Annotated in this window: 10 protein-coding genes; 3 read left to right on the top strand and 7 right to left on the bottom strand. The window is 72.2% G+C overall.

From position 1 onward, the window contains the following. Nucleotides 1–4: 4 nt before the first annotated feature. The 3 genes from N799_RS01680 to N799_RS01670 are packed head-to-tail and all read right to left on the bottom strand — an operon-like array spanning nucleotide 5 to nucleotide 2,054. A complete protein-coding gene (locus N799_RS01680) occupies nucleotides 5–592 on the bottom strand; it encodes an IMPACT family protein (protein ID WP_036206953.1) in 588 nt (195 codons plus the stop codon). After that, complete coding sequence (locus tag N799_RS01675) at nucleotides 589–1,503, bottom strand: hypothetical protein (RefSeq protein WP_036206951.1); 915 nt, start codon at nucleotides 1,501–1,503, stop codon at nucleotides 589–591. Before N799_RS01675 ends, N799_RS01680 begins: the two co-directional genes overlap by 4 nt. Further along, nucleotides 1,500–2,054, bottom strand: coding sequence for an RNA polymerase sigma factor (locus N799_RS01670; protein WP_036206950.1), 555 nt, complete (start codon nucleotides 2,052–2,054; stop codon nucleotides 1,500–1,502). Before N799_RS01670 ends, N799_RS01675 begins: the two co-directional genes overlap by 4 nt. A 208-nt stretch (nucleotides 2,055–2,262) precedes the next feature. Between N799_RS01670 and N799_RS01665 the strand changes: the two genes are divergently transcribed. Continuing rightward, nucleotides 2,263–4,914 carry a bifunctional diguanylate cyclase/phosphodiesterase gene (locus N799_RS01665; RefSeq protein ID WP_081974642.1) on the top strand — a complete coding sequence of 884 codons (2,652 nt, stop codon included), beginning with the start codon at nucleotides 2,263–2,265 and terminating at the stop codon, nucleotides 4,912–4,914. Between the two features lie 3 nt (nucleotides 4,915–4,917). Here the strand turns inward: N799_RS01665 and N799_RS01660 are convergent, their stop codons facing one another. The 4 genes from N799_RS01660 to xseA form a co-directional block, all read right to left on the bottom strand. Next, the gene (locus tag N799_RS01660; protein WP_081974641.1) at nucleotides 4,918–6,672 is read right to left on the bottom strand and encodes a vWA domain-containing protein; all 1,755 of its coding nucleotides are present in this window, start codon (nucleotides 6,670–6,672) and stop codon (nucleotides 4,918–4,920) included. Between the two features lie 60 nt (nucleotides 6,673–6,732). Continuing rightward, the gene (locus N799_RS01655; RefSeq protein WP_036206947.1) at nucleotides 6,733–8,169 is read right to left on the bottom strand and encodes an aldehyde dehydrogenase family protein; all 1,437 of its coding nucleotides are present in this window, start codon (nucleotides 8,167–8,169) and stop codon (nucleotides 6,733–6,735) included. Between the two features lie 30 nt (nucleotides 8,170–8,199). Beyond that, a complete protein-coding gene (locus N799_RS01650) occupies nucleotides 8,200–9,867 on the bottom strand; it encodes an acetolactate synthase large subunit (RefSeq protein WP_036206945.1) in 1,668 nt (555 codons plus the stop codon). Nucleotides 9,868–9,933: 66 nt separating this feature from the next. Continuing rightward, nucleotides 9,934–11,274 carry an exodeoxyribonuclease VII large subunit gene (xseA, locus tag N799_RS01645; protein ID WP_036206942.1) on the bottom strand — a complete coding sequence of 447 codons (1,341 nt, stop codon included), beginning with the start codon at nucleotides 11,272–11,274 and terminating at the stop codon, nucleotides 9,934–9,936. A gap of 77 nt (nucleotides 11,275–11,351) precedes the next feature. Here xseA and ispG point away from each other — a divergent pair, with 77 nt between their 5' ends. Beyond that, nucleotides 11,352–12,620, top strand: coding sequence for a flavodoxin-dependent (E)-4-hydroxy-3-methylbut-2-enyl-diphosphate synthase (gene ispG, locus N799_RS01640; RefSeq protein WP_052100966.1), 1,269 nt, complete (start codon nucleotides 11,352–11,354; stop codon nucleotides 12,618–12,620). Then, entirely contained in the window at nucleotides 12,598–13,326 is a 729-nt protein-coding gene (locus N799_RS01635; RefSeq protein ID WP_081974640.1) for a phosphatase PAP2 family protein, read from the top strand. Before ispG ends, N799_RS01635 begins: the two co-directional genes overlap by 23 nt. The last annotated feature ends 268 nt before the right edge of the window (nucleotides 13,327–13,594 follow it).

Here is a 13,594-nt window from a genome sequence, read left to right as displayed (position 1 = left end):
CAAGTCAGGCGTCGTCGAGCCGCACCTGGTCGCGGGTGGCGTCGCGCAGGTGGGTGCGCAGCGCGTCGCAGCGGTCGGCCGGCAGCCGCAGGTGCAGGCGCGCGCCGTCGGCGTCGAAGGCTTCGTCGAGCTTCTCCGCGCCGTGCTGGGCCAGCGCCGCATGGACCGCGCCGGTGTGCTCGAACGGGTAGTGCAGGTGCAGGTCGCGGGTCTCGACCAGCGCCTCGCGCGGGGCCGTGCGCAGGCATTCCGCCGCGCAGCCGCCATAGGCGCGGACCAGCCCGCCGGCGCCGAGCTTGATGCCGCCGTACCAGCGCGTGACCACGACCACGACGCGGTCGAAGCCCTGGCCGTCGATCGCGGCGAGGATCGGGCGCCCCGCGGTGCCGGCCGGCTCACCGTCGTCGCTGGATCGGTACAGCCCGCCGATCCGGTAGGCCCAGCAGTTGTGGGTGGCGTCGGGCGTGGCGACGGCGGCGAGGAAGGCGAGCGCGGTCCCGGGCGTGTCGGCTGGGCCCGCGATCGCGAGGAAGCGGCTGTGCTTGACCTCGATTTCGTGGCGGACTGCGCGCGGCAGCGTGTCCAGGCTCATGGCGCGGGCGGCGCGTCGGCGGCGAGGGCGCGCAGGTCGTCGGGCAGGGCGAGGTCGGGATGGGCGTCGCGCAGCAGGGCGAGGCTGGCCCGGGCGTCGTCGATCCGGCCGGCGTCGCGGCGCTGGCGGATGCGCTCGATCCAGACGTCCGGCGGCAGGCCGGGGTCGTTGCTGGGCGGCAGGTCGGCGACGGTGATGGTGGCTACCGCCGGTGCCGGCCGGACCGCTGCGAGGGGCGTGCGGCGCTGCATGGCGGCCGCCTGCTCGTACGCGGCGGCCTTGCGGGCAACCTGCTGGCGCTGGTCGGCGGCGGTCGATGCAGTGGTCGCCGACGACGCAGGAGGCGAGGCGGCCGCCGGCGGCGCGGGGGGGGCAGGCGGCGGTGGCGGAGCAAGGACGACGGCCGGCTCGTCCGCGACTGCAGGCGCGGGCGGAGCGGGCAGGGAAACGGGTTCCGGAGCGGGCACGGGTGCGCGCCGCGCAACCGGGGCTTCGTACGGTGCGGATTCGGTCGCAACGGGCGGGTCGGATGGCGGCGCCGCTTCCGTGGCGGCATCACCAGGTCCGATCACTCCGAACGCGCGCCCCTCCTCCGTGGGTGCAGGCGCCCGCACCATCGCCGGCGCGTGCTCGCCCTGCGCCTGCGGGGCCTCGCCAACCGGCCGGAGCTGCCACGCCACCCCGATCGCCAGCACCAGCGTCGCGGCGATGCCGACCAACGCCGGCCAGCGCGGTCGCCGTCGCGGCGTGGCGGGCGGCTGCGCGGCCGCGTGCGCCGCGCGCAGGATCGCCGTGTCGACCGATGCCGGCGGCAGGCGCGGGGGCGCGCTGCGGGCCAGGCGCTCGGCGAGGGCGCGTTCCTCCGCGGTCAGTGGATCGGTCGGCGGCGGGTGGTTCGGTCGGGAGGTCATGGGTTCAACTCCGCGCGCAGCTTGTCCATCGCGTAGCGCAGCCGCGACTTCACGGTCTCGCGGCCGACGCCGGTCACCGCTCCGATCTCCTCCAGGCTCAATTCCTGTTCCAGCCGCAACAGCACCACGCTGCGCTGGTCGTCCGGCAGCCGGTCGATCGCGCGTTGCAGGCGCCGGCGCTGCTCGAAATCCGACAACTCGTGCTCCGGCGTCGACGGGTCGGGCTGGCGCGCCGCCCGTTCGTCGCCATCGGCCGGCGCGGGTGGCCTGTGCCGCGCCGCGCGCCAGTGGTCGGCGAGCCGGTTGTGCGCGATGCGGAACAGCCACGTCCTGAACAGGGCGTCGGGTGTCCAGTCGTCACGCGCCGCGATCACCCGCTGCCAGATGTCCTGGAACAGCTCGTCGGCCAGCGGTGGCTCGCGCAGCTGGCGCAGCAGGAACCGGTACAATGGCCCCCGGTGGCGGGCGTACAGCCGTTCGAACGAAGCGACGTCGCCGCTGGCCCAGGCCAGCATCAACACGTCGTCGCCCGGGTCGGCCGCTTCGTTCATGGCGTGCAGGGTACGGCCTGCCGTTGCCGCGGCAAAGCCGCTGCGGCATGGTGCGGGGCGTCGCGAACGCATCGCGCCGAAGGTGGCTTCCATGTACGGACCAACGTCCGGGGACGGGCAACGGGGTTGTGGCGCGGGCATCACGCCGCGGCCCGCGCACGGCCTGCCGCTGGCGGCTATGCTGCAGTGGTACAGGGGGCGGTAGACGGTGCAGGAAACCGGCGGACAAGACACCAGCGCGGACGGGGCGGGCCCGCCGGACGATGCGTCCGGCCGCGGCGCGCTGGCCGACGAGCTGCGGCGCGCGCGGGCGCGGGTCGAGTCGCTGGAAAAGTCCGAGCGCCTGCAGCAGGCGCTGTACGAGATTGCCGACCTGGCCGGTTCCGACCTGGAAATGGCGGACATGCTTGCCCGCATCCACGGCGTCGTCGGCGGCCTGATGTACGCCGAGAACTTCTACATCGTGCTGTTCGACGCGGCCCGCGACAGTCTGCGCTTCCTTTATTTCGCCGACCGGATCGACACCTTCAAGGCCGATCCGGAGCGCGAGATCCTCGGCTCGGAGATGTCCACCAGCCTGACCCGGGCGCTGCTGCACCACGGCGAGCCGGTGCGCGGGTCGTCCGACGAGGTGCGCGCGCAGCTGGGGGTCGGTTATGACGAGGCCCACGGCCCCGACAGCCAGGACTGGCTGGGCGTGCCGATGCGCCGCGACGGCCAGGTCTGCGGCGCGATCGTGGTGCAGAGCTACGACCGGCCCCACAGCTACGGCGACGAGGAGCGGGCGCTGCTGGTCTTCGTCGCCCAGCACATCCTGACCGCGCTGGACCGCCACCAGGCCCGCGAGGAGCTCGAGCGCCGCGTCCGCGAGCGCACCCACGCCCTGCAGCTGAGCAACCGCGACCTGCAGGCCGAGATCGTCGAGCGGCAGCGGGCCGAGCGGCTGCAGCGCGCACTGTTCCGCATCGCCGAGCTGTCGATCACCTCCGACACGCTGGAGCGCTTCTACGCGCAGGTCCACGACGTGGTCGGCGAGCTGCTGTACGCGCGCAACTTCTACATCGCGCTGCTGTCCGACGACGGCGAGCGGCTGGAATTCCCGTACTCGATCGACGAGCGCGATTTCGCTCGCGTCAGCCGCCGGCTCGGCGGCGGCATGACCGAGTACGTGATCCACACCGGCACCGCGCTGCTGGCCGACCGCCACCTGATCGCGCAGCTGGAGGCGCAGGGCCAGCTGCGCAGCCACGGTTCGCTGTCGCAGTGCTGGCTCGGCGTGCCGCTGTACCGCGACGACGCGGTGGTCGGCGTGATCGCGGTGCAGAGCTACTCGGCGGCGATCACCTTCACCCCGCGCGACCAGGACCTGCTGACCTTCGTCGCCCACCACATCAGCATCGGCCTGGCGCGCAAGCAGGGCCAGGACCGGCTGGTCGCCGCGCATGCCGAGCTCGAGCAACGCGTGGAGGCACGCACCCGCGAACTGGCGATGGCCAATGCCGAGCTGATGGAACAGATCGGCGAACGCGTGCGCGCCGAGCAGCAGCTGACCCACCAGGCGCGGCACGACGCGCTGACCGGGCTGCCCAACCGCCACCAGTTGCTGGACCGGCTGGCCGCGGCGATCACCCGCGCCCGTGGCGACTGGAACCACCGCGACCTCGGCGAACGGCCGCCGACGTTCGCGGTGCTGTTCCTCGACCTGGACCGGTTCAAGCTGATCAACGACAGCGTCGGCCATTCCGCCGGCGACGAGCTGCTGGTGGAGGCCGGGCGGCGGATCGTCGCGACCGCGCGTGCCGGCGATACCGTGGCGCGGCTGGGCGGCGACGAGTTCGCGATCCTGCTGGAGCGCATCGACGGAGTGCACGTCGCGGAGGGGCTGGCGCAGCGGCTGCTGCAGGCGCTCGGCCAGCCGTGCTGGATCGCCGGGCGCGAGGTGTTCCCGTCGGCCAGCCTCGGCATCGCACTGTGGCACCCGCGCTACGACAGCGGCGCCGAGCTGTTGCGCGACGCCGACGCCGCGATGTACCGCGCCAAGGCCGCCGGCCGCGACCGCTGGGCGGTGTTCGACGAGGACATGCGCGAGCAGGCGATGCGGATCCTCGACCTGGAGGCCGACCTGCGCCGCGCCATCAACGGTGACAACTTCATCGCCCACTACCAGCCGATCGTGCGCCTGGCAGACCGCGCGGTGATCGGCCACGAGGCCCTGCTGCGCTGGCGCCACCCGACCCGCGGCCTGCTGCTGCCGGGCGACTTCATCGGCCTGGGCGAGGACAACGGCCTGATCGAGGAGGTCGACTGGCTGATGTACGGCCAGGTGATCGCGCAGCTGGCGCGTGGCGGCGAGGGCTACATCTCGGTCAACGTCTCGCCGCGCCACTTCCGCACGGTCGACTTCGCCGACCGGCTGATGCGCATGATCGACAGTGCCGGCGCCGACCCGCGCCGGCTGCGCATCGAGATCACCGAGGTCGCGCTGCTGGACGACGTCTCGCGTGCGCTCCATACGCTGCGCACGCTGCGCAACCACGGCGTGCTGGCGCAGCTGGACGACTTCGGCACCGGCTACTCGGCGCTGTCGTACCTGCACCGGTTCCCGATCGAGTGCCTGAAGATCGACCGCAGCTTCGTCGCCGGCCTGTCCAGCGGCACCGAGAACGAGAGCGTCGCCGTGGTCCGCGCGATCCAGGCGCTGGCCGGCACGCTCGGCATCCACACCATCGGCGAGGGCATCGAGACCGAACAGCAGCTCGCGGTGCTGTCCGACCTCGGCTGCGAGCACGGGCAGGGCTACCTGCTGGGCCGTCCCGCGGGCCGGATGCGCGGGACGGCCGTGGACGACCCGGCCGGCTGAGGGTCAGCCGCCGGCGGCAGCCGCGGTGGCCTCGTCCCTACCGCTCGCCGGCGCGGCAACCTCCACCAGCGGCCGCGCGAGCTCCACCAGTTCGACGAACTCCGCGCGCAGCCCCGGCGCCGCGCCACCCCGCGCATCGCGCGCGCTGGCCAGCACGCCGTCCCAGCCCCAGCCGTCGGTGCGGCTGCCACCCCGCAACAGGTCGGCAAAGCCGGCGACCGCGGCGGCGAAACGCAGGCCGTCGCTTGGCGCTTCGCGCAGCTGGCTGCGCAGCACCGGCGTTTCCAGCAGGCGGCTGTCGGTGGCGCCGGGTTGTTTGTAGCGCAGCCGGACGTGGGCGACTTCGTGGGTGCCTGCCTCGGTGCGCGCGGCCTTGTCGCCGTAGCGCAGTTCCGGCAGCCGTGCCGCGCCGGAGCCGACCGGGGTGATCTCGTACAGCGCGGTGACCTCGTGGCCGGCACCGATCTCGCCGGCATCGACCTTGTCGTTGGCGAAGTCCTCGTTGCGCAGCAACCGGTTCTCGTAGCCGACCAGGCGGTACTCGGCGACCACCGCGGGGTTGAACTCGACCTGCACCTTCACATCGCTGGCGATCGTCGCCAGGGTCGAGCCCATCGCCTCGACCAGCACCCGCCGGGCCTCCAGGGCGCTGTCGATGTAGGCGTGGTTGCCGTTGCCGAGGTCGGCCAGCCGCTCGGCCAGCGCGTCGTTGTAGTTGCCGGTGCCGAAGCCGAGCGTGGTCAGCGCGATGCCGCTGGCGCGCTGGTCGGCGACCAGCGTCTCCAGCGCGCCCTGGTCGACCGTGCCGACGTTGAAGTCGCCGTCGGTCGCCAGCAGCACGCGGTTGCTGCCACCCTCCACGAAGGACTGCCGAGCAAGGTCGTAGGCCAGCGCGATGCCCTCGCCGCCGTTGGTGCTGCCGCCGGCCTGCAGCCGCGACAGCGCGGCGAGGATCTCGCCCTGGCGGTCGCCGGCGGTGGGCGGCAGTACCAGCCCGGCCGACCCGGCGTAGGCAACGATCGACAGCGTGTCCTGCGGTCGCAGCTGGCGCACCAGCATGCCGAACGCGCGTTTGAGCAGCGGCAGCTTGTCGGCCGACTGCATCGAGCCGGAGGTGTCGACCAGCAGCACGAGGTTGGCTGGCGGCAGCTGCTCGCGCGGAATGTCGTAGCCCTTGATGCCGATCATCAGCAGCTGCCGCTTTGCATTCCACGGCGCCGGCGCCAGTTCGGTGCTGACGCGGAAGGGGGCGTCCCGGCTCACCGGCGCGGGGTGGCCGTAGTCGAAGTAGTTGATGAACTCCTCGGCGCGCACCGCGTCGGCCGGCGGGCGCACGCCGTCGAGCAGCATCCGGCGCACGTTGCTGTAGCTGCCGGTGTCGACGTCGACCGAGAAGGTGGAGACCGGCTGCGCGGACGTGCGGTGGACCGGGTTGTCGTCGATGTCGGCGTAGTTCTCGGTGTTGGCTGGGGGTGCCGCGGGCGGCGGGAACGGCATGGCGCCCGACGGCGCGACCATCCGCAGTGCTGCGGTCGGTGCCGGCGCCGGTGGGGCCGGTGGCGCTGCACGGCGTGCGGCGTCCGGCGACGGTGCGCCGCGGTAGGCCTGCGCGAAGGGGCCGGCCTCCTCGGCGACCGGAGACTCGTGGGTGGTGCTGCAGCCCGCGACGAGCGCCGCGAGCAGGCCGGCGGCCAGTGTGTGGGTGGCGGGGCGGCGGATGGCGTGGGTGCTGCGGGTCTGGCTGGCGGTGTGGCGCATGTCGGTCTCCGGGGTCCGTGCATGGAGGCAAACGGACACGGCCGGAAAACGGGGTTGCCGTCACCCGCCGCGGATCACCAGCAGCCGCGGCTCGGTCATGTCGGCGATCGCATAACGCACGCCCTCGCGGCCCAGACCCGACCCCTTCACCCCGCCGTAGGGCATGTTGTCGACGCGGAAGCTCGGGATGTCGCCGACCACCACGCCGCCGACCTCCAGCCGATCCCAGGCGCGCATCGCGTGGTCGAGGCTGGCGGTGAACACGCCGGCCTGCAGGCCGAAGTCGCTGTCATTGGCCATCGCCAGTGCCTGGTCGAAGCCGTCGAACGGTTCGAGGAACGCGACCGGGCCGAACACCTCCCTGCGGTACAGGTCGCTGTCGCGCGGCACGTTCTCCAGCAGCCACGCCGGCAGCATGTTGCCCTCGCGTGGCCCGCCCGCGAGCTTCTTCGCGCCGCCCTTGCGCGCGGCGGCGATCCAGTCCTCGACGCGCTGCGCCGAGGCCTCGTCGATCATCGGCCCGACGAATACTTCATCGTCGCGCGGGTCCCCCATCTTCAGCTTGCCGGTCGCGGCGCGCAGCCTGCGGCGCAGCTCGTCGTAGCGGTCGCGGTGGACGATGATGCGCTGCACGCTGATGCAGCTCTGCCCCGACTGGTAGTAGGCACCCGAGACCAGCCGGTCGACCACGAAATCCAGCGGCCGGCCGGGGTCGGCGTCGACGATGCACGCGGCGTTGCCGCCCAGCTCCAGCACCACCTTCTTGCGCCCGGCGTTGGCCTTGAGCTTCCAGCCGACCGGGCCGCCGGTGAAGCTCAACAGCGCGATGCGCTCGTCCTCGACCAGCGGTGCGGCGTCCTCGTCGGTGCAGGCGATCACCGAGAACGCGCCCTTGGGCAGGTCGGTCTCGGCCAGCACCTCGCCGATGATCAGCGCGCCGACCGGCGTCTTGGTCGCCGGCTTGAGCACGAACGGGCAGCCCGCCGCGATCGCCGGCGCGACCTTGTGCGCGACCAGGTTGAGCGGGAAGTTGAACGGCGTGATGAAGCTGCACACGCCGACCGGCACGCGCCTGGTCATGCCGCGGTAGCCGGCGGTGCGCTCGCCGATCTCCAGCTCCAGCACCTCGCCGTCGATGCGGGTGGCTTCGCCGGCGGCGATGCGGAAGGTGTCGATCAGCCGCGATACCTCTCCACGTGCATCCGCGATCGGCTTGCCGGCCTCGATGCACAGGGCGAAGGCGAGCTCCTCGCGGCGCTTCTCGAAGCGCTCCACGCAGTGTTCCAGCACCATCCGTCTAGCGTAGGGCGGGAACTTCGCCATCGCCTCGCGCGCGTCGAACGCGGCCCTGATCGCCTTGCGCACGGTCGCGGCGTCGGCCAGCGGCACCCGGGTGGCGCGCTTGCCGGTGTATTTGTCGAACACTTCCAGGTCGCTGTTGGGCGTCAGCGGCCTGTTGGCGACGTAGTGGGGGTAGGTCTTTTTCAGGCTGGGCATGGGTATCTCCCGTCCGTGAGGGTGCGTTGCTTATGGCTGGTCGATCGCCGCGCTCAGCCGCGGGATCTCTTCGTTGATGATGCGGTCGTCGTCGCCGTAGTCCACCGGCACCTCGACCAGGTCGATGCCGGGCGCGTCCAGCGCGGTGCGCAGCACCTGCGCGAACTCCGCCGCACTGCCGGGCCGGTGTCCGCGCGCGCCGTAGCTTTCGGCATACCGGACGAAGTCGGGGTTGCCCAGGTCCATGCCGAACTCGGGGAAGTCCTCGTGCGCCTGTTTCCACTTGATCATGCCGTAGGCGTTGTCGCGCAGCACCAGCACGGTGATGTCGACGCCGAGCCGCACCGCGGTCTCCAGCTCCTGCGAGTTCATCATGAAGCCACCATCGCCGCATACCGCCACGACGCGCCGGTCGGGGTGCGCCATGCGCGCGGCGATCGCCGAGGGCAGGCCGGCGCCCATCGTCGCCAGCGCGTTGTCGAGCAGCAGGGTGTTGGGCTTGCGGCAGCGGTAGTTGCGTGCGAACCAGATCTTGTACAGGCCGTTGTCGAGGCAGACGATGTCGCGCTCGCCGAGCGCCCCGCGCAGGTCGGCGACCAGCCGGGGCACGGTCAGCGGGAAGCGGTCATCGCCGGCGCGGCGGCGGATGTCGTCGGCCAGCGCGTCGCGAACGCGCAGGAAGAAGCCGAAGTCCCAGTGCGGCTGCGGCTCCACCGCTTCGGTGATCTGCCAGACCGCGTTGGCGATGTCGCCGACCACCTCGACCTGCGGGAAGTAGACCGCGTCGACCACGGCACCCTCGTAGTTGACGTGTATGACGGTGCGCCCGCCCTCGCGCATGAAATCGTGCTTCATGAAAAACGGCGGCTTCTCGATCACGTCGTGGCCGATGTTGATGATGCAGTCGGCGGCGTCGATCGCGCGGTGCACGAAGTCGTGGTCCGACAGCGCCGCGCAGCCCAGCCACAGCGGGTCGTCCTCGTCGAGCACGCCCTTGCCCATCTGGGTGGTGAAGTACGGGATTCCGAGCTTGTCGACGAAGGCACGCAGGCAGCGGCAGGTGCTCTTGCGGTTGGCGCCGGCGCCGAGCATCAGCAGCGGCCGCCGCGCCTGCGCGATGACCTCGGCGGCGCGCGCGATCGCCTTCTCCTCGGCGACCGGCCGGCGCGAGTACGACCGGGGCAGCAGGCGCGCGTCGGTGGTGTCGCCGGCGATGTCCTGCGGCAGTTCGAGATGGGTCGCGCCGGGGCGCTCCATCTCCGCGCGCCGGAACGCCTCGCGCACCCGTGCCGGGATGCTGTCGGCGGAGACGATCTGCCGCGTGTACTTGGTCAGCGGCTGCATCGTGCCGACCACGTCGACGATCTGGAAATGCGCCTGCTTGCTGGACCTGATCGGCTTCTGCCCGGTGATCATCAGCATCGGCATCGCGCCGAGCTGGGCGTAGGCCGCGGCGGTGACGAGGTTGGTCGCGCCCGGGCCGAGCGTGGACAGGCAGACGCCGGCCTGGCCGGTCAGCCGGCCGAAGGTCGCGGCCATGAAGCCGGCCCCCTGTTCGTGGCGGGTCAGCACCAGCCGGATGGAAGAGGTGCGCAGCGATTCCAGCAGGTCGAGGTTTTCCTCGCCGGGCACCCCGAAGATGGTTTCGACACCCTCGGCTTCCAGTGCGGCCACGAACAGGTCGGACGCCTTCGCCATGCTGCCTCCATCGTGCGAGTGGATTGCGCACTGTGGACGGGGCCGCGTTAGCGCAAGGCGACGAGGCTACCGGTGGGGCTCGACCTTCATGCGCAGCGTGCCGTCGGCCAGGCGCGCGTCGAGCGCGTCGCCGGGCGCGGCATCGAGCACGCTGCGCACCACGCGGCCGTCGTCGTGCTGGAGGATCGCGTAGCCACGGGCGACCGTCGCCAAGGGGCTGACCGCTTCCAGCGAACGCGCCAGCCCGCGCAGCCGCAGCGCCTCGTTGCCGAGCCGGCGGGCGATCGCGGCCTGCGGGCGCGGCGACAGCGCGGCCAGCCGCTCGCGCAGGCGGGCGATGCGCCGCTGCGGATGTGCCGCGCGCAGCACCGCGTCGGCATGGCGGACGCGGGCGCGCTCGTGATCCAACCGCTTCTGCCACGCCGCGGCGAGCCGGCGCAGGCCCTCGGCCTGGCGGCGGCACAGCAGTTCCAGGCGGGCCTGCGGTCGCAGCGCATTGAGGCGCAGGGCGGCGCGGTCGGTGCGCTGGATGGCCTGGCGCAACCGCTGCGCCTGCAACTGCCGCAGGCGGTTGTCGAGTCCGCGCAGGCGGCGGTCGAGGTCGTCGCGGGACGGCACCAGCAGTTCCGCCGCGACCGACGGCGTCGGCGCGCGCAGGTCGGCGGCGAAGTCGGCGAGGCTGAAGTCGGTCTCGTGGCCGACCGCCGACACCACCGGCACCGGGGAGGCCGCGACCGCGCGGGCGAGGGCCTCGTCGTTGAACGCCCACAGGTCCTCCAGCGAGCCGCCGCCACGGGCCAGCACCAGCACGTCGTAGCGGCCCGAGTCGGCCGCGCGCTGCAGCATCCGGCAGATCTGCGCGGCCGCGGTCGCTCCCTGCACCTGCACCGGCAGCACGTCGGCCTCGACCAGCGGGAAACGCCGCGCCAGCACGCTCAGCACGTCGCGCACGGCGGCGCCGGTCGGGGAGGTGATCACGCCGATACGCGCGGCGAACGCCGGGAGCGGCCGCTTGCGGGCGTCGTCGAACAGCCCCTCGGCCTGAAGCTTCGCCTTCAGCTCCTCGAATGCCCGCCGCAGCGCGCCTTCGCCGGCCTCCTCCATGTGGTCGAGCACCATCTGGTACTCGCCGCGGGCCTCGTACAGGGTCAGCCGGCCGCGGGCGAGCACCCGCATGCCCTCGCGCGGGACGAACTTCAGCCAGCTGCTCCTGGGCTTGAACATCGCCGCGCGGACCTGCGCGCGGGCGTCCTTCAGCGTGAGATACAGGTGGCCCGACGCCGGCCGCGCGACGTTGCCCAGTTCCGCCTCGATCCACACCAGCGGGAACGCGCCCTCCAGCAGGTCGCGCGCCAGCGTGTTGAGCTGGCTCGGGGTGAGCACGTGGTTGGGGTCGTCGAGGGGCATGACCGGGCCGGCGGGGCGGCCGGATACCGTAACGCAGCGTCCCGGGCGGGTCACGCGGCCGCAGTACAATGCGCGGCATGAATTCCGACGCCAATCCCCCCTGCGCCCACCCGCTTTTCGGCCCGCAACCGCGGCGCCACACCCGCGCCGTGACCATCGGCGGCGTGCAGGTGGGCGGCAGCGCGCCGGTGGTGGTGCAGTCGATGACCAACACCGACACCGCCGACGTCGCCTCGACCGCCAGGCAGGTCGCCGAGCTGTGGCGCGCCGGGTCGGAGCTGGTGCGGATCACCGTCAATACCGCCGAGGCCGCCGCCGCGGTGCCGCGCATCCGCGACCGGCTGGCGATGATGGGCGCCGAGGTGCCGCTGATTGGCGACTTCCACTACAACGGCCACCAGCTGCTGAGCGACGAGCCGGCCGCCGCCGAGGCGCTGGCCAAGTACCGGATCAACCCCGGCAACGTCGGTTTCGGCCGCAGGAAGGACAGCCAGTTCGCGACCCTGATCGAACTGGCGATCAAGCACGGCAAGCCGGTCCGGATCGGCGCCAACTGGGGCTCGCTCGACCAGGCGCTGGCCAAGCAGCTGATGGACGAGAACGCCAACCGCGCCGAGCCGTGGGACGCCGGCCGGGTGCTGCGCGAGGCGCTGATCCGCTCGGCGCTGGATTCGGCCGACCGTGCGGTGGAGATCGGCCTGCCGGCCGAGCGCATCGTGCTGAGCGCCAAGGTCTCGGGGGTGCAGGAGCTGATTGCGGTCTACCGCGAACTCGCCGCGCGCGGCGACTATGCGCTGCACCTCGGCCTGACCGAGGCCGGCATCGGCAGCAAGGGCATCGTCGCCTCGTCGGCAGCGCTTGGCGTGCTGCTGCAGGAAGGCATCGGCGACACCATCCGCATCTCGCTGACCCCGGAGCCGGGCCAGCCGCGCACCAACGAGGTCATCGTCGCCCAGGAGCTGCTGCAGACCATGGGCCTGCGCGCGTTCACGCCGTTGGTCACCGCGTGCCCGGGCTGCGGCCGCACCACCAGCACGTTCTTCCAGGAGCTGGCGAAGACCGTGCAGGAGCACGTGCGGGCCAGGATGCCGGAGTGGAAGCTGACCCACCCCGGCGCGGAGAACCTCACGCTGGCGGTGATGGGTTGCGTGGTCAACGGCCCCGGCGAGTCGCGCCACGCCAACATCGGTATTTCGCTGCCGGGCACCGGCGAGGCGCCATCGGCGCCGGTGTTCGAGGACGGCGAAAAGACCGTGACCCTGCGCGGCGAGCACATCGCCGAGGAGTTCGTCGGCCTGATCGACGCCTACGTCGACCGCCACTATGGTGCCGCCGGAGCGACCTGACCCCGAGGGCCTGCACCGCCTGCCGCTGACCGCGGCGCTGCGGCTGGAGCGCGGCCTGCTGCGCGAGGTGTGGCAACGGCACGGCGGCCGGCTGCTGCTGGTGTTCGTCGGCCTGCTGCTGCCGATGTGGGGCTTCGCCGAACTGGCCGACGAGATCCGCGAGAGCGAACCGCTCGCCTTCGACGAACCATTGCTGCTGTGGGCGCGCTCGCTGGCCGGCCCCGGCATGGACCGCTGGCTGGTGGCGGTCACCGACGCCGGCTACCTGTACGGCGTGGTGCCGGCCGACGTGCTGCTGGTGGTCGCGCTGCTGTTGTGGCGACGCCTGCCGGAGGCGACCTTCGCCGCGATCGCGCTGGCCGGCTCGGCGCTGTTGAACGTGGGCACCAAGCTGCTGTTCGCGCGGGAGCGGCCGTCGCTATGGGAGTCGATCGCGCCGGAGGTCACCTACAGCTTCCCCAGCGGGCACGCGATGGGCTCGGCGACGCTGGCGTGGGTGTTGGTGCTGCTGGCCTGGCGCACGCGCTGGCGCTGGCCGGTGCTGCTGCTGGTGGCGCCGTTCGTGGTGCTGGTCGGCTTCTCGCGGGTGTACCTGGGCGTGCATTACCCGTCCGACATCCTCGCGGGCTGGGCTGCCGCCAGCGTGTGGGCGGCGGCGAGCTACTTCGCGGTGTTCCGCTTCCGTAGCGTGCCCTGGCATCGCTGAGCGCTGTCATCCCGCGGAAATATTTGCTGCGACGCAGTACTGTTTCTGGAACTGTGTTTCATTCATGGGCGGCCCTGCAGCGGCGTTGTGACGTTCCTGCGAGGCCCGTGCTGCGGAGTTTTGCTGGTGTTCAGGTTTCTTGCGCCGGCGGCTGCCGCCGACGTTAAGCGCGCGTGAGGGCCTCGACGGAAATTGACGTGCCATCCGGCCATTCCTAGCGTGCCCCGGTCGCGGCCCACCGGTCGCGACGGTTCGTGCACCCGTCGGA

It is taken from the genome of Lysobacter arseniciresistens ZS79 (assembly GCF_000768335.1).
GTDB classification, from domain to species: domain Bacteria; phylum Pseudomonadota; class Gammaproteobacteria; order Xanthomonadales; family Xanthomonadaceae; genus Novilysobacter; species Novilysobacter arseniciresistens.
This window is presented reverse-complemented; position numbering and strand designations above follow the sequence as displayed.